Consider the following 20,247-nt stretch of genomic DNA (forward strand, 5'->3'; position numbering starts at 1 on the left):
TACTCGCTATCTCATAGAGCAAACGCATCATGATGCATCATTGCTTGCGTCATGATGGATCTCTTGCATAAGCAATTCATATCATTAGATTTAATCACTCAGTGAATCAACCAATTTTTCTTACCTTTAATCGACACGTCAGAAAGTGCAGCATTTCCCGCCAGACGGGCATGTTTGTCGTAAGAAAATATTATTTCACCTATTTGACAAGGTATTAGCGTTCAATCGATTAATGAAGTTGGCGCGCTTTATGCTTTAGCTCTCCTGTCATTATGTAACTAAGGAGAGTGTTTTGATGAATTTTTTAATCAATGAAAGCGACGTGTTAAACCCAAAACGCAGAGCATTATTAAAACTTTCGGGCGCCCTGCTGGGAACGGCGGCGGTAACAACAGGGTTAAGCTCGCGGGTTTTTGCCGAGACTCAGCCCGAGAACGCTGCATTTACCGCACCGTCGGCCACTAACCCAATCCGTATTAACTTCAATGAAAATCCTCTCGGTATGTCGCCCAAAGCGCAAGCCGCCGCGCGCGAGGCTGTCGTGAAAGCCAACCGCTATGCAAAGAATGAAATTTTACTGCTTGGCAATAAGCTGGCGGCACATCATCAGGTCGAGGCTCCTTCCATCTTGCTGACGGCCGGATCGTCCGAGGGTATTCGAGCAGCAATCGAAGCCTACGCGTCGCTGGATGCACAGCTGGTGATTCCTGAACTAACCTATGGCGACGGCGAGCACTTCGCCAAAATTGCCGGAATCAAGGTGACGAAAGTCAAGATGCTCGATGGCTGGGCATTCGATATTGAAGGACTAAAAGCAGCTGTGGCAGGTTACAGCGGCCCTTCCATCGTTTATCTGGTCAATCCGAATAACCCAACGGGAACAATCACGCCAGCGGATTTCATCGAACCGTGGATTGCCAGCAAGCCAGCCAATACGATGTTTATCGTCGATGAGGCTTATGCCGAGTTCGTCAATGATCCGCGCTTTCGCTCAATTTCACCGATGATCACGCAGGGTGCAGAGAACATTATCTTGCTCAAAACGTTCTCCAAAATACACGCTATGGCCGGTATGCGCGTTGGGTATGCCGTCGCCCATCCCAACGTCATTGCGTTGATGGGGCGGTATGTTGCGGGCGAAAAAATCAACTTTAGCGGCGTGGATGCCGCATTAGCCTCCATGGACGATGCGGCATTCATTACTTACAGCAAAAAGAGTAATGATGTGTCACGTCAAATCCTGCTGAAAGCGCTGGATGACCTGAAACTGCCTTACTTACCGTCAGAGGGAAATTTTGTTTTCCATCAGTTGGTCGTGCCGCTGAAGGATTACCAGAAGCATATGGCAGACGCGGGCGTGTTGATTGGTCGCGCGTTTCCTCCGGCGGATAACTGGTGTCGTATCTCGTTAGGGACACCGCAGGAAATGCAGTGGGTCGCGGATACCATGCGCGAATTCCGTAACAAGAACTGGATTTAATCCTTCGTCATACCCACCTTGCCGCATCGCAGTGGCCGACATTCGCCTCTCGTTCTGGGGGGCGATTATTCCTGAACCGTATCGTTGAAACCGGAGTAACGCTTGACCCACGGGGAATTGCGCGGCTAAATGATCGTATGCCTTTCATTATTTATATTGATATCAGGCACAAGCAACATATGAAAACAGTCAGGGAGAAATAAGAGCATGATTATTTTTGTTACCGGTGCAACGGCTGGGTTTGGTGAGTCAATTACGCGTAAATTCATTAGTGCAGGCCATAAAGTGATCGCGACCGGCCGCCGTCAGGAACGTCTGGATGCGCTAAAGGCGGAGCTGGGCGATGCGCTGTATCCGTTAAAACTGGATGTGCGTGACCGTCAGGCGATTGAACAAGCCGTTGTTGCCCTGCCAGCCGAATGGCGGACAATTGATGTGCTGGTGAACAACGCCGGACTGGCGCTGGGTCTGGAGCCTGCGCATAAAGCATCGGTAGACGATTGGGAAAATATGATCGATACCAACAACAAAGGGCTGGTGTTCATGACGCGCGCGCTGCTGCCCGCCATGGTGGAACGTAATATCGGTCACGTCATCAATATCGGTTCTACCGCAGGAAACTGGCCATATGCCGGCGGTAACGTGTACGGTGCCAGCAAAGCGTTCGTGCAGCAGTTTAGCCTGGGACTACGTGCCGATCTGTCTGGTACCCGAATCCGCGTAACGAATATCGAGCCGGGTTTGGTCGGTGGAACTGAATTCTCGGCCGTGCGTTTCAAAGGTAACGATGACAAAGTCAGTAAAACCTACGACAACACGACGCCGCTGACCGCCGAAGATGTATCCGAAGCCGTTTTCTGGGTTGCCACCCTGCCAGCACACGTCAATATCAATACGCTGGAAATGATGCCAGTCAGCCAGTCTTTTGCTGGGTTAAGCGTACACCGCGAAGGCTAATCATTACTGAAACACAAGAATTAAGGGCATGAACACGGTTTCATGCCCTTTTCTATGGGTCACACACTGGAGTTTGCCAGATACTGCGTGGTTCCAGATACTGAGCGGTTATAGTGCCGTTGAAGCGAAGGATGTATACTTCTTGATATAGGTAACCTTCCTTTTTGCACAATGCGCGGAGGTTACAGGGAACGGCGGTCGTCTTTTGTTGTCTATCGCTTGCCGTGCGCTTTATCGTTCCGCGGCACCGGCGTTTGTTTTTATCATTCGTTCTGTCAAGGTGAAACATGAACCACTACTCTTTTTCTTCTCTGATTCGGGCTCTCATCCCGCTTTCTTTGGTTATCGTTTCCGCTGCCTGGCAGCCTGCCGCACTGGCAGATACGCGCCACATCATTGTTGATTCCGGCGACAGCGCGTTGTCGAAAGAAGCGGCGCGTCAAAGTAAAGAGCAATGGGACTCAACCCGTTCGCTGCGTAATAAAGTGAATAACCGCGTTGAGAAAGAATTCGATAAAACGGAAAAAGCGATTGATGGGCGTGAAAAATGCAACGCCAGCTATAACGTCAATGCTTACTGGGAAAGCACGACAGAACGCTGTCTCGACCGCCGCAGTGGCCGCCCCGTTACCCCCTGATTTTTCACCCACGCCTTCTGGCGTGGGTTTCCCCTTTTCTCTTTGTAGTACAGCAAATAAGTGCAGCACATTCACCCGATCATCAAAAGATGACATTCCCTTTCAATTCAACGATTATCGTTCTGTAACGTTGCAACATGGGTTTTATCCAGAAAACGGAGTGCATCAGGATGAATATGGATTTAGCACGATTATTTCCACGCGCTTTTCACCTCAAGCTGTGGGGCGTGTTTATCATGTGTCTCTTGGTCAGTTCGTGTGCAAGCACCTATCCGAAGACGGATAACATCACGGCTATCACCAATAACAATGGGACGCTTATCGCTGAGTCTGCTGGCTACATTTATAAATTCTCCGACGCCCGCGCGCAAAAAGAGTATCAGGACTATTACGCGTTTTATCGTGATTACAAAGACATCATCACCGGCGTGAGGGTCGATTTCTCTCTCCGTAATGGTCAGGTCTATGCGAAGTACAAAAACGTGATTGATACTCGCCGATTGACCAAAGAGCAGGAGGTTGATTTACGCGAACTCTTCGCGGCGAACATTCCCACGACAATGGGGAAAGGTGAAGTCACCTTTAGCGCAAATGGCACATTCAGTAAGAAAGAAGGTTCACTGGTCAGCTCGACCCAAAATGGGCGTCTGCCGCAGCCTATTCCAGTGGTCATCAACAGCAGTGATAACTCCGGCAAAGAAGTGCTGCTTGCTCCCCTCATGATTCCAGCCGTTGTTCTTTTCCCGCTATTTATGATGTATGGCTGCGCTACCGGGCCTTGCGTTTAACCTTCTCCGGGCCATCATGGATGGCCTGATTTCGCGGCTTTTTCGCGTTATCGTCATCGTTTGATATACTCAAAGGGACTTTTTTCAGAGAAAAGGATCAAAAGATGAAAAAAACCGTCATTTTTGGTGCCGCGTTATTCCTGGTTGCTCCGTTGGCTGCACAGGCATCTTGCGAGAGCGTGAAAGCAGATATTGCCCAGAAAATCATCGCCAATGGTGTACCAGAATCCGGTTTTACGCTGGATATCGTCCCGAACGATCAGGTGAATCAGGCCGGTGGTCAGGTGGTTGGTCACTGCGAGAGTGATACTCACAAGATTGTTTACACCCGCCATGCTGAAGGCGACGCCAATACAGAAAGTGCGCCAGCGCCAGCAGAAGGTCAACCGACGACCACACCGTAACCCTTCCTCTGGATGTTCAAAATAAATGTTCAAAAGGCGCTTTCGCGCCTTTTCTTTTGCCTTATTTTTGTCTGGTTTCAATCTGCCCTGGTCGCTGGCTCGCGGGGATCATTCTGGCGGAAAGCAGCGTGATAGCCGCGATGAGTGCAGAAACGATAAATACACCGTGGATAGACGAGGCGACTTGCGATGCCAGCGTATCGAGCTGGTTTACGCTCAGCAGGATGCGCTTGGCCGGATCCATCAGCGTCTGGAGTGGATCGCTCACTTCCGGTAATCGCCAATGCAGACTGATGTTCAGCGTCGCGCCAAGGATTGCCGTTCCCAGTGCGGAACCCAGCATGCGGGTAAACATGGCAGAGGCCGTTGCAATGCCGCGGATGGAGTAGTCCACCGAGTTTTGTATCGATACCAGAAACGTGGTGCTACTTAGCCCCATTCCTGAACCGATCAGAAATGCCGCGAGCCGCGCCCACATCAGGTTGCTGTCCGGTTGAACGGTTAGCAGCGTCAGACTGCCGATAATCAGCACAATACCGCCGAGCATTGCCGTAAACCGGTAAGACGTCCACAGCATTAAGCGCCCGCTCAGCGTGCTGGCCAACGGCCAGCCAATCGACATCATCGCCAGTATACTGCCGGCTTCCAGCGGCGTTTTCCCCATAACGCCTTGAATAAACGTCGGCAAAAAGGCGCTCACACCCATCATGGCGGCCCCGACGACCAAGCCACCGAGATTACCGGCGATAATGACCCGATTGCGCCACAGCGCCAGTGGAAACAGCGGCTCCGGCGTACGCTTTTCCTGTCGAACTAACAGAATGCTGCCGACAGCAGAGATCGCAAGCAGCGGGATCACCCAGTAGCCAAACACCTCAGCCTGTAGCAGCGCCATCAGCAAACTGGCGACGGACACAATCAGATAGAACGCCCCCATCCAGTCCAACTGATGCTGGCGCACGGTATTCATCGTCGGCAGATAGCGAGCCAGCAGGAAGATGGAGAACAGCCCAATCGGCACGTTGACCCAGAAGACCAGCGCCCAGTTGAAGTGTTGCACGATAAACGCACCCAGCAGCGGGCCAATAATCGCGGAAAAGCCCCACACGCTGGACAAATAGCCCTGTATTTTCGGACGCTCGGTTGAGCTATACACATCTGCAACAATGGTGAAGGCAATCGGCGTAATCGCGCCCGCGCCCAGCCCTTGCAAGGTGCGGAAGACGATCAGCCAGCCCATCTGCGTCGAGAATCCGCACAGAATCGACCCTAACAGGAACACGATCATGCCGAAGAAGAATATCTTTTTGCGGCCATACAGATCGGCCAATCGGCCATAAATTGGAATACTGATCGACTGCGTCAGCAAATAACCCGCAAAGACCCAGCCCAATAGGGAAAATCCGCCTAAGTCGGCGATGATGGTCGGCAGCGCGGTGGCGACAATCGTCACTTCAATCGCGGCCGTGAACATAGCCAACATACAGGCAATTAAAATCCAATGGCGATGTGGGACAGGTGTTTGCTGCTGGTTATTCTCTGTTTTCATTATATTTTCAGGATAAGAAGAAAAACTGCCTGTGAGTATAACAGGTGGCGTGGCGGAGAAAATTTATTCCCGCAGAGAAGCGGGAATAGAAGACGAAAGAAATTAGTAACTGACGGCAGAAAGATCGATATAAGACGAGAGATCCCGCTGTTCGGCGCGTGGCAAGTAAGGCAGTTCACCCAGCTGTGGTGCCGGAATTTTTTTCCGCAGAACGTGAATGATTTCTGCGTAATTCGCCAGTCCGGGGTTAATACGGTTAGCGACCCAGCCGACCAGCGGTAAACCATCGTTGATGATCGCCTGCGCCGTCAGCAGCGCATGGCTGATACAGCCCAGTTTGATGCCAACAACCAGCACGACGGGCAGTTGTTCCTGCACCACCCATTCGGAATACGGACGCAGATCGTTCATGACGGTTCGCCATCCGCCTGTCCCTTCAACCACCACGATATCCGCCGTCTCACCCATATGGCGCAGGCCTTGCGTCATCGTGCAGTAATCAATGGTTCCTTCACTTGCGCTGATTTCATCTTCCCGCAGTGCGATAGGGTTAACCATGTTATAGGGCAATTCGAGCGTCGAGGCCGCCTGTAGCAACAGTGCGTCTTTATTACGCAGGCCCGCTTCCGTCTCTTCGCACCCTTTTGCTATCGGTTTGTAGCCCGCAACCGATTTGCCTGCCAGCGCCAGTTTTTGCAATAGCGCCTTGGATACCACCGTTTTGCCAACGGCGGTATCAGTACCAGTGACAAAAATACGTTTCAACATGGGATAACTCCAGACCACCTGAATACCAAAAAACAAGCACAGCCAAAATGCTTTCCAAGCGTGAAAGTCTAGGCTATGCCTCATTCGGGCGGTTTGCGTTAGCGCAATGTTTTGTTGCTCTACGCCTTTATGGTTATCCCTGTAGCAATTTAACCAGCAGCGATCCGTTATAGAGCGCGTCTTTTACCAGTGCCGCTCCGGGCATCGTGCCCTGATTGTAGAACTGGGTCGCTTCCACCTGGATGTTGTGGCTATAGGGCGGGAATGATTGCTGTTGAATACAGCCTAAAATGGCGGGGTGTAAAATACTGGCCGCTTTATTCAGGGGGGAGCCCACCAGAATTTTATCGGGATTAAAGAGATTCACCATGATGGCGACAATGCGGCCGACGTTATGGCCGACATCGTTAATGATATCTTTGGCTAACTGATCGCCTTTGAGCGCGGCGTCACACAGGTTCTCAACGCTAAGCGGTGAACCGTGCAGGAGCGAACTCATGGAGGTATTCATGCGCTGTTGCGCCAGCTCCAGCATATTTTCCGTGCTGGCGACGGTTTCCAGACAGCCGTGATTGCCGCAATAGCAACGTTTGCCATAAGGATCGACCTGCGTGTGCCCGATTTCGACCAGATTTCGACTCCCTGCGTGCAGGATACGGCCACCAGTAATTACGCCCGCGCCGACGTTATGGTCGATCACCACCTGAATCACATTTTGGCAATCACGCGATGCGCCGTATAGCGCTTCGGCCATCGTCCAGGCGCAGATATCGTGTTGCAAATACACAGGCAACCCCGTGCGCTGTTCCAGCGCTGGGCCAATCGCCATTTCCTCAACGTCATAAAACGGCATCCGGTGAATGATGCCCTTGCTGGCATCAATCATGCCCGGCGCAGTAATGGCGATTGCTGTGAGTCGCTCCAGCCGCTTTTGATGACGAATAAAAAACTGGTCGATCTCATTCAGAATACGCTCAAGCAGCGGCTGCGATGACGTAGCGGGAAGCGGGATTTCCTCTTCCACAACCAGCTTGCTGCTGAGATCGCGCAGCGCCAGTAACAAAGTATTGTGGCTGATACGTGCGGAAAGATAGTGCCAGGCTTCGGTATCCAGAATCAGGCCAATTGCGGGACGCCCCCTGCTGCCCACATCCTGGTATTCGGTTTCCTGCACCAGATGGGCTTCCAGCAGTTCGCGGACGATTTTGGTAATACTGGCGGGCGCGAGCTGAGCGCGTTTGGACAGTTCGATACGTGATATCGGGCCGTACTTATCGATCAACCGATACACTGCACCGGCATTCATTTGTTTGATTTGATCGATGTGTCCTGGTTGACCGTCGGTTATCACAAACCTGGCTCCTACTGATTCGTATTATTGCTGGCACTGCTGTTGAAAAATTTATCTTTATTATTGCGGCATGACTATTTTTCACGCTGCAAAATAAAAAAACTGCGGGTATGGTGGGGCTTTTCACTAAACTCGTCAAATATTTGATTCGTTATGTGATTTAGCGCGCATATTTTAACGATTATCCGCCCAGCATCAGCGACATCAGCACTTTCGCAGCAGCGCTTTGCGGCTGATGTCGTGCCGTCACCAGCCAGACTTCTGTTGTGGCGTCCTCTTCTTCCAGCAGCAAATATTTCACGCCATCGACCCGAATACGCAAAAACGACGCTGGCAAGATGGACACGCCCAATCCCGCGGATACCAGCCCGACGATGGTCATCGCCTCGCCCACTTCCTGCGTAATGTAGGGGCTGATGCCATAGCGTTTCAGGAGCGTTAGCGTATCGTCATACAGCGCCGTTCCAACCGCGCGCGAGAAGAAAACGAATGGCTCATTTGCCAGCTGTGTGATGTTGATTGCTCGCCCTGCGTCCTGTTGTGCTAACGGATGGGACTCCTGCACGACAGCGATCAGCGGTTCACGCAGCAGCAACTGATGATCCAGCGCGTCCGGCAACGGATTATTGCGCATAATGCCGATATCAAGCTTACCGTTCAGCAGCGGTTCAATTTGCTGCTTGGTATTAAGCTCCATCATCTGAATATGCACTTCCGGGTATGTTTGGCGAAAACACAGCAGGCTGCTGGAGATCTTTTTGATAAACGGTGCGGACGAGGTAAAGCCGATCGTTAATTCCCCAATTTCACCGCGTTGAATGCGGGACGCCCGTTCCGCAGCCTGATCAACCTGACTGATAATCGACCAGGCCTCTTTCAGGAACATCTCGCCTGCTGGCGTGAGCTGGACATTCCGGTTGTTGCGCGCCAACAATTTCGCCCCCACCTGCTCCTCCAGAATCTGAATCTGTTGGCTTAGTGGCGGCTGTGAAATGCGTAATCGCTCTGCGGCTCGGCCAAAATGCAGCTCTTCCGCGACCGCGATAAAATAGCGAAGGTGACGTAGTTCGATATTCATACTTTAAAAATATCAATCATGATTATTAATATATTATACAAAATAATATCACTCTTCTATGATCCTCTCATTGTTGTTTTACGCCTGATTTACCCTTTCCGGTAAGGAATTATTGTGAGTAACCTGCCATCTTCTGCATCGAACGAGTGGCCTCTTTCTACGGTCGACGATGCGGATGATATTGTCCCGAAACATTCCGGTAAAACGTCTTATATCACGCGTGGTACGCCACAATTTATGCGCGTCACGCTGGCGCTGTTTTCTGCCGGGTTAGCAACGTTTGCCCTTCTGTATTGTGTTCAGCCGCTGCTGCCGGTGCTCTCTCAGGATTTCGGTATTTCTCCGGCGACCAGCAGTCTGTCGCTTTCCGTCTCAACGGTGATGCTGGCGTTTGGGCTGCTGTTTACCGGACCACTCTCCGACACCATCGGTCGTAAGAATGTGATGGTCGTGTCCTTGATGCTGGCCGCGATCTGTACCGTGATTTGCGCGTTTATGACAAGCTGGAACGGCGTATTGATCATGCGGGCAATGATGGGCCTGTCGCTAAGCGGCGTCGCGGCCGTCGCCATGAGCTACCTGAGTGAGGAAATTCACCCCAGCGTGCTGGCATTTTCGATGGGGTTATATATCAGCGGTAACTCCATTGGCGGCATGAGCGGACGTTTGGTCAGCGGGGTCTTAACGGACTATTTCCCGTGGCGAGTCGCCATCGGTACGATCGGCGTACTAGCTCTCATTGCTGCGATAACATTCTGGCGTATTCTGCCCGACTCACGCCATTTCCGACCCGGCTCGCTGCGTCCAAAAACGCTGCTGCTGAATAGCAAACTGCACTGGCGCGATGCGGGCTTGCCGCTGCTGTTTCTTGAGGGATTTTTGCTGATGGGCGCGTTCGTTACCCTGTTTAACTACATTGGGTATCGGTTGCTGGCTCCGCCTTATTTACTCAGTCAGGCGGTGGTTGGCTTACTTTCCGTGGTTTATCTCACCGGAAGTTACAGCTCACCAAAAGCCGGAGCATTAACGGCCCGCTACGGACGCGGCCCGGTGCTAAGCATTGCGATCCTCCTGATGCTAACAGGACTGGGAATGACGGCACTGAGCCCGCTCTTCGCGATCTTTGGCGGGATGATGCTTTTTACCGCTGGCTTCTTTGCCGCCCACTCGGTAGCCAGCAGTTGGATTGGCCAACGGGCGCGGCGCGCGAAAGGTCAGGCGTCATCCATGTATCTCTTTTCTTACTATCTGGGCTCCAGTCTGGCCGGTACGCTGGGGGGATTCTTCTGGCATTTATTTGGCTGGATGGGGATCACCGCGTTCCTGAGCGCGCTATTACTTCTCGCGCTGGTAGTTAGCCTGGTTCTCAAGCATCGCCTTTAAACGCCTTTCTTACCGGAGTTTGCCTGAATCAGGTAAACTCCGCACTGTTTCCACTCTCTCCCTCTATGCCCCGTCAACCCTGCTTGAAATAATACCGATCACGATTGCTGAAGTGTTCATTTATCAGTATAAAGATAGGTATGTTGTAACTAAATTGAGTTTTACTATGAACCGCTATACGCTAATCGATCGCATGAACCACTGCTTCCAGACGTTAGAGAAGAAACTTGCGCTGATGCAGCAACAGTTTGCCGAGTATCGGCTTCTGGCCGGGCGCGTCTATTCCCTTCCCCATGTGGAAAAAGGAACGGAGCACGATCCTATCGAGCATATCGCCGTCACGCAGTACGTTGGACAAGAGGCGCGTGATAAAGGGCTAGTGCATTTTCAGCGACTGTTCATTCACCACTACCCGGAAACACTCAGCAGTAAAAGCGCTATACGCTTGCCGGGCGCACTCTGTTTTTCCGTCAATGCAGCTCAGTATCAGCAAGCACAGTTGCTCATTGCGGAAATTAACGCACTGAAAAAAGAGCTGGAGCAGATTATTACCGTCGAATCCGGGCTAGAGCCGGAACAGCGCTTTGAGTTCGTCCACACGCATTTGAAAGGATTGATCACGCTTAGCGCTTACCGTTCGCTGACGCTCATAACGAATCCGGCGTCAGTCCGTTTTGGCTGGGCGAATAAGCATGTCATCAAAAATATGACGCGTGTGGAGCTGCTGGATAAACTCACCAAGAGCCTGAATGCGGCAAAGCATACGACGCCGTATACCAAAGCGCAGTGGATTGAACATATAGAGCAAGAAATTGACGCGGTCTTGTCGCTGCAGGAAGACGCTATTTTGAAAATTAAACGCCCGGTCAAAGTCCAGCCTATCGCCCGCGTGTGGTATCCCGAACAGCAAAAACAGGTTCAGCATCCCTGCCCGTCTCCCCTGCTTGTGCTTTGTCAGCAGGAATCCGGCGGCGAGATCCCCATTATCGGTGAACTCAATCCTTATGACGCCAACAACATCAAGCATAAACACAAACCGAAAGCGGCCGAACTTCGCCTGCTCATCCCTCGTTTACACCTGTATACCGATGCACCGGAATGAAAAAGAAAAAGCCTGCGGGTAAACACCGGCAGGCTACGGGATAAAGCGCTGACTATCGCGCCATTACTTTTTCAGGCTACCGACCATCTCTTCCGGTCGAACCCACTCATCAAACTGTGCTTCGGTTAGGTAGTTCAGTTTGAGCGCGGCTGCCTTCAGCGTCAGCCCTTCTTTATGCGCTTTTTTGGCAATTTCTGCCGCTTTGTCATAGCCAATATGTGTGTTGAGCGCCGTCACCAGCATCAGCGATTCGTTCAGCAGCTGATTGATGCGATCGCGATTCGGCTCGATTCCCACCGCACAGTGCTCATCGAAGCTCTTCATGCCATCAGCCAGCAGGCGAATCGACTGCAGGAAGTTATGAATCACCATGGGACGATAGACGTTCAGCTCAAAATTACCGGACGCCCCGCCGATATTCACGGCGACATCGTTGCCCATCACCTGGCAGCACAGCATCGTCAGCGCTTCACACTGGGTCGGGTTGACCTTGCCTGGCATGATGGAGCTACCCGGCTCGTTTTCAGGAATGCTCAGTTCGCCGATACCACAGCGCGGGCCGGACGCCAGCCAGCGCACATCGTTGGCAATCTTCATTAACGATGCAGCCAGCCCCTTCAAGGCACCGTGCCCGTGAACCAACGCATCACAGGTCGCCAGCGCTTCGAATTTATTCGGCGAGGTCACAAACGGTTGACCGGTCAGTTTCGCCAGTTCTGCTGCCACGCGCACCGCGTATTCGGGATGCGTGTTTAGCCCTGTTCCGACCGCAGTACCGCCCAGTGCCAGCTCACAAATGTGCGGCACGCTGTTTTCGATATGCTTCAGATTATGCTGCAACATCGCGGCCCAGCCGGAGATTTCCTGCCCCAGCGTCAACGGCGTGGCATCCTGTAAATGCGTACGGCCGATCTTGACGATATCCTTAAACTGCTCGGCCTTGGACGCCAGCGTGGCGTGTAACGCTTTCAATTCAGGAATCAGGTGTTCGTTGATCGCGACAACAGCGGCGACATGCATCGCCGTCGGGAAGACGTCGTTGGAACTCTGACTTTTGTTGACATCATCATTCGGATGAACCAGACGATTGTTGCCCCGCTCTCCCCCCAGCAGTTCACTGGCGCGGTTAGCCAATACCTCGTTCATATTCATGTTACTTTGCGTACCAGACCCCGTCTGCCAGATCGCTAACGGGAATTCCCCGGCATGCTGACCAGCCAACACTTCATCCGCTGCCTGAATAATCGCATTTCCCCGTTCGGCAGGCAGAAGCGTGAGATCCATGTTGACGCGGGCTGCCGCGCGCTTGGTTTGCGCCAGTGCATAAATCAGCGCGCGGGGCATTTTCTCTTCAGAAATACGGAAGTGTTCCAGCGATCGCTGTGTCTGTGCGCCCCATAACCGTTCAGCAGGAACATCAATCGGTCCCATTGAGTCTTTTTCACTACGCGTCGTGCTCATTACCTTTCCTCCTTAAACACACATTCAAATAGTAGAAGACATCGAATCACATCGCCGGGCCTATTCTGATAACACTCACTGGCCTTATCACGCTTATTGGTCGACTAACACTGTCTGGCATCGCGCTACATAAAACATTACCATGAAGCGAAGAAGATGCAGTGTATTCATAATCACTCAAGTAATTAACAGCCAGCATCACAGAAATTAACAATTAATGTAATAGCAGGGAGCCGACATGCAAAAAATGCTCAATTGCGTCCAGCACTACGCCTGGGGCAGCAAACACGCCTTAACTGAGCTATATGGCATTGATAACCCTAACGATTTACCGATGGCGGAACTTTGGATGGGTGCCCATCCTAAAAGCAGTTCGGCGATTATTGATGAAAAAGGCAACACCCGCAGCCTGCGAGAAGTGATTGCCGAAGACTCGACTGCCCATCTTGGCGCAACGATCGCACAACGTTTTGGCGAATTGCCCTTTTTGTTTAAGGTATTGTGCGCGGAACAGCCACTTTCCATTCAGGTTCATCCCAGTAAATCATCGGCAGAACAAGGCTTTGCGAAAGAAAATGCCGCAGGTATCCCGCTAGATGCGGCCGAAAGAAACTACAAAGATGCCAATCACAAACCGGAATTGGTCTACGCATTAACGCCCTTTCAGGCCATGAATGGGTTCCGAGAATTATCTGAAATTGTGCAGTTGTTGGAGCCAGTTGCCAGCGCACATCCGTCCATCTCCGCGTTTTTACAACAGCCCGATGCGAAGAATCTCGCCATGCTGTTCACCAACCTGCTGAGTATGGAAGGTGAGCAAAAATCGCGTGCGCTCGGCGTCTTGAAGGCCGCGCTAAATAGTCAAAATGACGAACCGTGGGCGACCATCCGCGCGATCACACAATACTATTCCGACGACAGCGGATTGTTCTCCCCGCTGCTGCTGAACGTCATTACGCTCCAACCCGGCGAAGCCATGTTCCTGTTTGCGCAAACGCCGCATGCTTATCTGAAAGGCGTGGCATTAGAAGTCATGGCGAACTCAGACAACGTGCTGCGCGCTGGGCTAACGCCGAAATATATTGATATTCCAGAACTGCTGGATAATGTCGTATTTGAAGCCAAACCTGCAAACCAGTTGCTGACGACGCCACACCGACAGGGCAATGAACTCAGCTTCCCGATTCCTGTTGAAGATTTTGCTTTTTCGCTGCACGAACTGAGCCAGAGCCCGCAGACGCTCAGTCAGAATAGTGCCGCCATTGTATTTTGTATTGACGGCCACGCCGTCCTGCAAAAAAATGAGCAGCGGCTCTCGCTACGTCCGGGAGAATCCTGCTTCATTTCCGCCAGTGAATCACCGATAACGGTTGAGGGACAGGGGCGTCTCGCTCGCGTATTTAACCGATAACTTGTTCCATACGCTGCGGTTACCTACGGGTAAGTTGCCAGCGTTTCGCGTTGAAAACGCGCATTTTTTTACTAAAGGATGAATAAAAATGAAGAAGTCGTTAGTCGCCGTAGGCGTTATTGTTGCTCTGGGTGCCGTCTGGACCGGCGCATCCTGGTACACCGGCAAGCAGATGGCTCAGCAAATTGATGGCTTTACCGATACGCTGAATACCAAACTCAAGCAAGCCTACCCGAACGCTGGCCTGAAAGTCGTCTATCGCGACTATAAGGGCGGCGTATTCAGCAGCACGCTATCCTATGTGCTGCAAGCGGATGGTTCGATAGGCACAGCAGAAGGCGCGAAGATCCTTGCGCCCGGTGAAGAGCTCGTCTTCAACGAAACCGTGTCTCACGGGCCATTCCCGCTGGCACAGCTTAAGAAGTTCAACCTCATCCCTGCAATGGCGTCTATCCATACCGAGTTAGCTAACACACCCGCCGTCAAAGCCTGGTTTGAGCTGACGAAAGATAAGCCGTTCTTTACGGCCGAAACTCGCGTCGCTTACAGCGGTGATACACAGTCACTCGTTACGCTGGCCCCTATCGACCATCAGTCGCCAGAACAGAAATTTTCCTTCAGCGGCGCAGAAGCCTTGGTGGATATTGGGCACGATCTGCGCAGCAGCAAGCTGGATACCACCATCAGCAGCGTGAAGATGGAAAGGAAAAATGCCTGGGGTCAAACAGAGAACGTCGATCTCACCGATTTCTCGATCAAGGGAACCAATCAAAAAGGCAAATTCGATCTTGATATAGGTGATGGCAACCTGTCCTTTAAAGCGATGACGTTTACTGTAGAAGGCGGAGAACCGGTTACCTTGAACGACTTCTCTTTGCAAAGCAGCGCAACGGAAGATGACAAAAATCTGGCAGGCAAACTGGCCGTGACGCTGGGCTCGTTAGTTATCGGCGACCGCAACCTGGGATCGGGCAACGTGAATATGTCTATCTCACAGCTTGACGGTGCAGGTACCAAACAGTTCGTCACCGCCTATCAGGAAAGAGTGCAGAAACTGTTGCAGGATCCAGCCGTAATGGATCCCGATACTTATCAGCACGAAGTCGCCATGTCTGTTCTGCAATACCTGCCGCAGCTGTTGAAAGGCAACCCAAGCATTGCTATTTCACCGATCAGTTGGAAAAACAGCAAAGGTGAAGGCACGTTCACGCTGGCGCTGGATTTAACCGATCCGTTGCAGAGCACGGATAAAGCGAACGATGCCACCCTGTCAGATGAAGAAAAAATCATTCGTCAGTCGGTGAAAAAACTCGATGCCAAGCTCAATGTACCGCTGGATATGCTGGCAGAATTAATGGTGCAGGCGGGGCCGAAACCGGCCAACGATGAAGAGCAAAAGCAGGCGACAGAAATGGCGCAGCAGCAAGCGAAGATGATGGCGGGCATCGGCCAGATGAATCAGTTGAGCGTCACGAAAGACAACGCGATTACCAGCTCGCTGCACTATGCTGATGGCCAAATTGATTTCAACGGCAACAAAATATCGCTAGCCGATTTCATCGCGCCGTATTTCTCCGTTCCAACGGAAGAAGGTGAAGAGTCTCTGCCTGGTGCACAGGAAGAACCCGTCACACCACCGGCGCAGTAAGCCAACACATCGTAATATTAGGTGCTAAAACACACGGTGGCCGCATTTGCAGCCGCCGTTTTTTCTGCCCTACACTTTCTGCTTCATATTGAGATGACACCATGTCCGCGTTGAAACCCTTCATGGAAGCCCATCAGGCTGCGATCTATTTTGTTGCTGTGATAGCGGCAGTGGCAACCGCCTTGGTGCTGCCGGGAACGGAGCAACTCGATATCGTGATTAATCCGGCGCTGGCGCTGATGCTTTTTGTCACGTTCCTGCAAGTGCCGCTGACCACGATCGGAAAGAGCCTCACTCAGGTCAGATTCATCGGCGCGTTGCTTGCTGCCAACTTCATCGTGATTCCTTTACTGGTCGCGGCGCTGTTGCCCTTTCTCCCCGCCGAACCGCTGGTGAAGCTAGGCATTATATTGGTGCTACTCGCCCCCTGTATTGACTACGTGGTGACATTCGCGCATCTAGGACGCGCAGATGCCGCCCGCCTGTTGGCTGCAACGCCTATTTTATTGATACTGCAAATGTTGGCGTTGCCCTTCTACCTGACGTTATTTCTCGGTCAGGACGCCTCTGGACTTATCGTCTTCGCACCCTTTATCGACGCGTTTATCTGGTTGATTGCCGTGCCTTTAGCGCTGGCCGCGCTTCTGCAATGGCTAGCGGCGCGACAGCGCACGATGGCAACCTTTTCGGATGCATTGAGCTATCTTCCCGTTCCGGCTACCGCTCTGGTGCTATTTATCGTCGTTGCGGCGGTCATTCCCCAACTGCGCACCACCTGGGCGTCGGTATTACTCGCGGTACCATTTTATGTGCTCTTCGCGCTGTTGGCCCCGCTGCTCGGCTGGTTCACTAGCCAACTGTTCCGGTTGGATTCGGCTGGCGGGCGCGCTGTGGCCTTTAGCGCCAGCACGAGAAATTCTCTGGTTATTCTGCCGCTGGCGTTGGCAATACCCGGCGCACTGCCGCTACTTCCGGCCGCGATCGTCAGCCAAACGTTAGTAGAATTACTCAGCGAGCTCATTTATATCCGAGCTATTCCTAAGTTGAACGCCCGTTCTACGGGTCAGGAAAAGCAGTAACAGGTTGTTTTTGCTTAATGATTGTTCAGAATAGTGGAGTTTTGGCGCTAACTGTTGGCTATTTACCTCGATTTCTTTTTATACTTTGTCGTATGAAAAACAGTAATCAGACAATAACATTATGATTGATTCACTCCTGCCGTTGACGGATATCCACCGCCATTTAGATGGTAATATCCGCGCCCAGACTATTCTGGATCTAGGTCACCAGTACAATATCGCGTTACCCGCCAACGATCTTGACGCGCTCCGTCCTCACGTTCAGGTCACCAAAAACGAACCTGACTTACTGAGCTTTTTACAAAAGCTCGACTGGGGCGTGGCCGTACTTGGTTCACTGGATGCCTGCCGCCGCGTGGCTTACGAGAACGTTGAAGATGCCGTGAAAGCCGGGTTGGATTACGCAGAACTGCGTTTCTCTCCCTACTATATGGCGATGAATCATAAACTACCGATTGCTGGCGTTGTTGAGGCAGTGATCGACGGCATTACCGCAGGCTGCCGTGATTTCGATACCGATATCCGTCTGATTGGCATCATGAGTCGGACCTTCGGCACCGAGGCCTGCCAGCAAGAGCTGGACGCCCTGCTGTCCCAGCGCGATCGCATCGTCGCGCTCGATCTGGCCGGTGATGAATTGGGTTACCCAGGTGCGCAGTTTACTTCTCATTTCCGACAAGCTCGCGATGCTGGCTGGCACATCACGGTTCACGCGGGTGAAGCGGCCGGGCCGGAAAGTATCTGGCAGGCGATTAACCATCTGGGTGCAGAGCGCATCGGGCATGGCGTAACCGCGATTATCGATCCGCGTCTGATGACGCACATGGCGGAGCATGGCATCGGCATCGAATCCTGTCTGACTTCTAACATTCAAACCAGCACCGTGGAATCACTGGATAAACATCCGCTGATCCACTTCCTACGCTATGAAATCCCCGCCACCATCAACACGGACGATCCTGCGGTTCAGGGCATAGAGATCCGTCACGAATATGAGGTCGCGGCCCCACTTGCTGGCCTGACGGCGGTAGAAACCCGCAAAGCACAGGAAAACGGCCTGAATATTGCGTTTATCAGCGAGCAGGAAAAGCAGCTGTTACGTGAAAAGGTTCTGCGTAAGCGCGGTGCAATTCAATAATTTGGGTCAGCCGCTCACGAAAAACGGCTAACTTTCGTTAGCCGTTTGACACAAGTTTATTACCGATAAATTACAGAGATCAACTGGCCGGGTTTGCCGAGGAATGGTGCGTGGTAATCAACCACTGCTTCTGTTTAGCGTTCCAGGCATAAGTGTAGGTATAGCGAGCCTTGGCTACGCTACCATCACCGAATGTGAAGGTGTAGGTTCCGGTATCAACAGCCTTATTACAGCCGATGCGGATCGTGCTGGTATCAATCTTACCAACCGGCTTTTTCTCCAGGAAATGTTCGAAGTAATCAATACGCTCGGCGTCAGTCGTACGCGGTTGATCGGACAGCGTCGGCAGGAGCACGGCATCCGACGCATAGTTTCTATTCACCTTCTTCGCATCCCCTGTTTGCAGCGATGCGTTCCAACGGTCAAATAACGACGCAATTTCTTTTTGGCTGGTTTTCACACATTCCATACTCTGCGCAGCCTGCACAGATGCGGAAGCCAACGTCCCTAACATCGCTAAAGTTAACACCGTTTTTTTAAACATATTTCCCTCGTTCTCAAATAATAATTATCATCAACTGTGTCTTGCTCTATCGACAATTCCTCTCGATGAGCGACTATTGTTATAACGTAACGCAACAAAAAAGTAACACCGTAATGAAACTATCACTGTAATAGATTATTTCTTGTGTTTCCGTATAGTTACAGTGTTTGTTACAAATGACAACGCCCTCGGCCTGTGTAAGACCGAGGGCGTTTTGCATGATGCGAGGGACCGATAATCGCTTACTGACGAGGCGTATCCTGTTCCTTATTTATCCGCTTGGCATAGCGCTGAGCCAGCGCAGCGCAGACCATCAGCTGAATTTGGTGGAAAATCATTAGCGGCAGCACCATCGCACCGACAGCGGCGGCAGGAAATAGCACGTTTGCCATCGGGATCCCATTCGCCAGGCTCTTCTTCGAACCGCAGAATACGATGGTGATTTCATCGGCGGTATTAAAGCCCATCTTCCGAGCAACCAGCGTATTCACCACCAGCACAACCGCTAGCAGCACGATCGAACAACCGACGACGGCCAGCAATGACCAGACGTTGATCTGTCCCCAAATCCCCTGCACAACCGCCTCGCTGAAAGCGACATACACCACCAGAAGAATTGATGACCGGTCAGTAATATTAATCAGCTTACGGTTACGTTCAACCCACTTGGCAATCAGCGGGCGAGACAGGTGACCAATCACGAAAGGCACCATTAACTGCATGATAATAGAGCCAATCGCGTGCAGCGTATCCGTTTCTCCCCCTTGCGTGTGCATCAGCAAACCGACCAGAATCGGCGAGAGAAACACGCCCAAAATACTGGATGCCGAGGCGCTACAAATCGCCGCGGCGACGTTACCACCGGCCATTGAGGTATAAGCAATCGCCGACTGCACTGTCGCCGGTAGCGCACACAGATAGAGGAAACCCAGATACAAGGTCGGCGTCAGTACCACTGGCGACAGCAGGCTCATACCGATTCCCAGCAGTGGGAACAGAATAAACGTGCTGGCAAACACCACCAGATGCAAACGCCAGTGTCCCATACCCGCACTAATCGCTTCACGCGATAGCTTCGCGCCGTGCATAAAGAACAGCAGAGCAATCGCCGCCGTAGTCAGGCGCTCAAAGAAAACCTTCACGGAGCCTTCAGCAGGAAGAACCGACGCCGTCACCACCACCAAAATCAGAACCAATAAGAATTTATCAATGCGTAACCGTTGTAACCACCCCATGCCCGACACCTTTCCCCTAGCCTGTTATCCGCCGAATGAACACTCTAACAAGACGGGCGATCCGAGGATCGCCCAAAGTTATCTATGACTAAATGTGAATCTAGAAATCTGAGTCGATAAATCTGTTTACAGACAGAAAACGGTGGTAATGAGATAAAGGCATCAGAAGCGCCTTCGAACACCGTAAATCGAGCGTGAAAGACGCATGTACCGCATTTTTACCCTCGACCATT

18 protein-coding genes are annotated in these 20,247 nt (G+C 51.8%); 11 read left to right on the forward strand and 7 right to left on the reverse strand.

What is annotated here, in order from left to right; genetic code table 11:
* Positions 1 to 295 precede the first annotated feature (295 nt).
* The 5 genes from ACIPUG_RS02000 (at position 296) to ACIPUG_RS02020 (ending at position 4,267) form a co-directional block, all read left to right on the forward strand.
* Positions 296 to 1,480 carry a histidinol-phosphate transaminase gene (locus tag ACIPUG_RS02000; protein ID WP_039463981.1) on the forward strand — a complete coding sequence of 395 codons (1,185 nt, stop codon included), beginning with the start codon at positions 296 to 298 and terminating at the stop codon, positions 1,478 to 1,480.
* A gap of 207 nt (positions 1,481 to 1,687) precedes the next feature.
* Positions 1,688 to 2,437: a bifunctional NADP-dependent 3-hydroxy acid dehydrogenase/3-hydroxypropionate dehydrogenase YdfG gene (ydfG, locus tag ACIPUG_RS02005; RefSeq protein WP_094371247.1), complete on the forward strand. Its 750-nt coding sequence runs from the start codon at positions 1,688 to 1,690 to the stop codon at positions 2,435 to 2,437.
* Between the two features lie 287 nt (positions 2,438 to 2,724).
* Positions 2,725 to 3,075 (forward strand): DUF1283 family protein, encoded by a 351-nt coding sequence (locus tag ACIPUG_RS02010; RefSeq protein WP_014915381.1) that lies wholly within the window; start codon positions 2,725 to 2,727, stop codon positions 3,073 to 3,075.
* A 170-nt stretch (positions 3,076 to 3,245) separates the two neighbouring features.
* Positions 3,246 to 3,863, forward strand: coding sequence for a hypothetical protein (locus ACIPUG_RS02015; protein ID WP_400337132.1), 618 nt, complete (start codon positions 3,246 to 3,248; stop codon positions 3,861 to 3,863).
* Between the two features lie 104 nt (positions 3,864 to 3,967).
* Entirely contained in the window at positions 3,968 to 4,267 is a 300-nt protein-coding gene (locus ACIPUG_RS02020; protein ID WP_014915379.1) for a DUF1161 domain-containing protein, read from the forward strand.
* A gap of 61 nt (positions 4,268 to 4,328) precedes the next feature.
* Here the strand turns inward: ACIPUG_RS02020 and ACIPUG_RS02025 are convergent, their stop codons facing one another.
* From ACIPUG_RS02025 to ACIPUG_RS02040, 4 genes are all read right to left on the reverse strand, one after another.
* On the reverse strand, positions 4,329 to 5,816 hold the full coding sequence (locus ACIPUG_RS02025) for an MDR family MFS transporter (protein ID WP_400337134.1): 1,488 nt from the start codon (positions 5,814 to 5,816) through the stop codon (positions 4,329 to 4,331).
* A 102-nt stretch (positions 5,817 to 5,918) separates the two neighbouring features.
* Positions 5,919 to 6,584 (reverse strand): dethiobiotin synthase, encoded by a 666-nt coding sequence (bioD, locus tag ACIPUG_RS02030; protein WP_010296067.1) that lies wholly within the window; start codon positions 6,582 to 6,584, stop codon positions 5,919 to 5,921.
* A 133-nt stretch (positions 6,585 to 6,717) separates the two neighbouring features.
* Positions 6,718 to 7,935, reverse strand: coding sequence for an ROK family transcriptional regulator (locus ACIPUG_RS02035; protein ID WP_039463990.1), 1,218 nt, complete (start codon positions 7,933 to 7,935; stop codon positions 6,718 to 6,720).
* A 181-nt stretch (positions 7,936 to 8,116) separates the two neighbouring features.
* Positions 8,117 to 9,013, reverse strand: coding sequence for a LysR family transcriptional regulator (locus ACIPUG_RS02040; protein ID WP_400337136.1), 897 nt, complete (start codon positions 9,011 to 9,013; stop codon positions 8,117 to 8,119).
* Positions 9,014 to 9,127: 114 nt separating this feature from the next.
* On the opposite strand from ACIPUG_RS02040, the gene ACIPUG_RS02045 reads away from it, so the two are divergent.
* On the forward strand, positions 9,128 to 10,396 hold the full coding sequence (locus ACIPUG_RS02045; protein ID WP_400337138.1) for an MFS transporter: 1,269 nt from the start codon (positions 9,128 to 9,130) through the stop codon (positions 10,394 to 10,396).
* A gap of 166 nt (positions 10,397 to 10,562) precedes the next feature.
* Positions 10,563 to 11,498 (forward strand): DNA replication terminus site-binding protein, encoded by a 936-nt coding sequence (gene tus / locus ACIPUG_RS02050; RefSeq protein ID WP_400337140.1) that lies wholly within the window; start codon positions 10,563 to 10,565, stop codon positions 11,496 to 11,498.
* 63 nt (positions 11,499 to 11,561) lie between these two features.
* On the opposite strand, the gene fumC is transcribed toward tus, so the two are convergent.
* On the reverse strand, positions 11,562 to 12,959 hold the full coding sequence (fumC, locus tag ACIPUG_RS02055) for a class II fumarate hydratase (RefSeq protein ID WP_205604866.1): 1,398 nt from the start codon (positions 12,957 to 12,959) through the stop codon (positions 11,562 to 11,564).
* Between the two features lie 238 nt (positions 12,960 to 13,197).
* Here fumC and manA point away from each other — a divergent pair, with 238 nt between their 5' ends.
* From manA to add, 4 genes are all read left to right on the forward strand, one after another.
* Positions 13,198 to 14,370 carry a mannose-6-phosphate isomerase gene (manA, locus tag ACIPUG_RS02060; protein ID WP_400337142.1) on the forward strand — a complete coding sequence of 391 codons (1,173 nt, stop codon included), beginning with the start codon at positions 13,198 to 13,200 and terminating at the stop codon, positions 14,368 to 14,370.
* 88 nt (positions 14,371 to 14,458) lie between these two features.
* Entirely contained in the window at positions 14,459 to 16,018 is a 1,560-nt protein-coding gene (locus ACIPUG_RS02065) for a YdgA family protein (RefSeq protein WP_400337144.1), read from the forward strand.
* A gap of 101 nt (positions 16,019 to 16,119) precedes the next feature.
* Positions 16,120 to 17,097 carry an arsenic resistance protein gene (locus tag ACIPUG_RS02070; protein WP_400337146.1) on the forward strand — a complete coding sequence of 326 codons (978 nt, stop codon included), beginning with the start codon at positions 16,120 to 16,122 and terminating at the stop codon, positions 17,095 to 17,097.
* A 121-nt stretch (positions 17,098 to 17,218) separates the two neighbouring features.
* Positions 17,219 to 18,235: an adenosine deaminase gene (gene add, locus ACIPUG_RS02075; protein ID WP_400337148.1), complete on the forward strand. Its 1,017-nt coding sequence runs from the start codon at positions 17,219 to 17,221 to the stop codon at positions 18,233 to 18,235.
* Positions 18,236 to 18,314: 79 nt separating this feature from the next.
* Here add and ACIPUG_RS02080 read toward each other — a convergent pair whose 3' ends face one another.
* Positions 18,315 to 18,779 carry an SgcJ/EcaC family oxidoreductase gene (locus ACIPUG_RS02080; RefSeq protein ID WP_014915370.1) on the reverse strand — a complete coding sequence of 155 codons (465 nt, stop codon included), beginning with the start codon at positions 18,777 to 18,779 and terminating at the stop codon, positions 18,315 to 18,317.
* Between the two features lie 242 nt (positions 18,780 to 19,021).
* Positions 19,022 to 20,014 carry a bile acid:sodium symporter family protein gene (locus tag ACIPUG_RS02085; protein WP_180774178.1) on the reverse strand — a complete coding sequence of 331 codons (993 nt, stop codon included), beginning with the start codon at positions 20,012 to 20,014 and terminating at the stop codon, positions 19,022 to 19,024.
* Positions 20,015 to 20,247 lie beyond the last annotated feature (233 nt).

It is taken from the genome of Pectobacterium sp. CHL-2024 (assembly GCF_044751765.1).
Classification (GTDB): Bacteria; Pseudomonadota; Gammaproteobacteria; order Enterobacterales; family Enterobacteriaceae; genus Pectobacterium; species Pectobacterium brasiliense.

Excerpts from the sequence above, each read along its gene's own strand:
- ACIPUG_RS02000 (WP_039463981.1), top strand. The coding sequence starts at position 296 with ATGAATTTTTTAATCAATGAAAGCGACGTGTTAAACCCAAAACGCAGA.
- ydfG (WP_094371247.1), top strand. The coding sequence starts at position 1,688 with ATGATTATTTTTGTTACCGGTGCAACGGCTGGGTTTGGTGAGTCAATT.
- ACIPUG_RS02010 (WP_014915381.1), top strand. The coding sequence starts at position 2,725 with ATGAACCACTACTCTTTTTCTTCTCTGATTCGGGCTCTCATCCCGCTT.
- ACIPUG_RS02015 (WP_400337132.1), top strand. The coding sequence starts at position 3,246 with ATGAATATGGATTTAGCACGATTATTTCCACGCGCTTTTCACCTCAAG.
- ACIPUG_RS02020 (WP_014915379.1), top strand. The coding sequence starts at position 3,968 with ATGAAAAAAACCGTCATTTTTGGTGCCGCGTTATTCCTGGTTGCTCCG.
- ACIPUG_RS02025 (WP_400337134.1), bottom strand. The coding sequence starts at position 5,816 with ATGAAAACAGAGAATAACCAGCAGCAAACACCTGTCCCACATCGCCAT.
- bioD (WP_010296067.1), bottom strand. The coding sequence starts at position 6,584 with ATGTTGAAACGTATTTTTGTCACTGGTACTGATACCGCCGTTGGCAAA.
- ACIPUG_RS02040 (WP_400337136.1), bottom strand. The coding sequence starts at position 9,013 with ATGAATATCGAACTACGTCACCTTCGCTATTTTATCGCGGTCGCGGAA.
- tus (WP_400337140.1), top strand. The coding sequence starts at position 10,563 with ATGAACCGCTATACGCTAATCGATCGCATGAACCACTGCTTCCAGACG.
- fumC (WP_205604866.1), bottom strand. The coding sequence starts at position 12,959 with ATGAGCACGACGCGTAGTGAAAAAGACTCAATGGGACCGATTGATGTT.
- manA (WP_400337142.1), top strand. The coding sequence starts at position 13,198 with ATGCAAAAAATGCTCAATTGCGTCCAGCACTACGCCTGGGGCAGCAAA.
- ACIPUG_RS02065 (WP_400337144.1), top strand. The coding sequence starts at position 14,459 with ATGAAGAAGTCGTTAGTCGCCGTAGGCGTTATTGTTGCTCTGGGTGCC.
- ACIPUG_RS02070 (WP_400337146.1), top strand. The coding sequence starts at position 16,120 with ATGTCCGCGTTGAAACCCTTCATGGAAGCCCATCAGGCTGCGATCTAT.
- add (WP_400337148.1), top strand. The coding sequence starts at position 17,219 with ATGATTGATTCACTCCTGCCGTTGACGGATATCCACCGCCATTTAGAT.
- ACIPUG_RS02080 (WP_014915370.1), bottom strand. The coding sequence starts at position 18,779 with ATGTTTAAAAAAACGGTGTTAACTTTAGCGATGTTAGGGACGTTGGCT.
- ACIPUG_RS02085 (WP_180774178.1), bottom strand. The coding sequence starts at position 20,014 with ATGGGGTGGTTACAACGGTTACGCATTGATAAATTCTTATTGGTTCTG.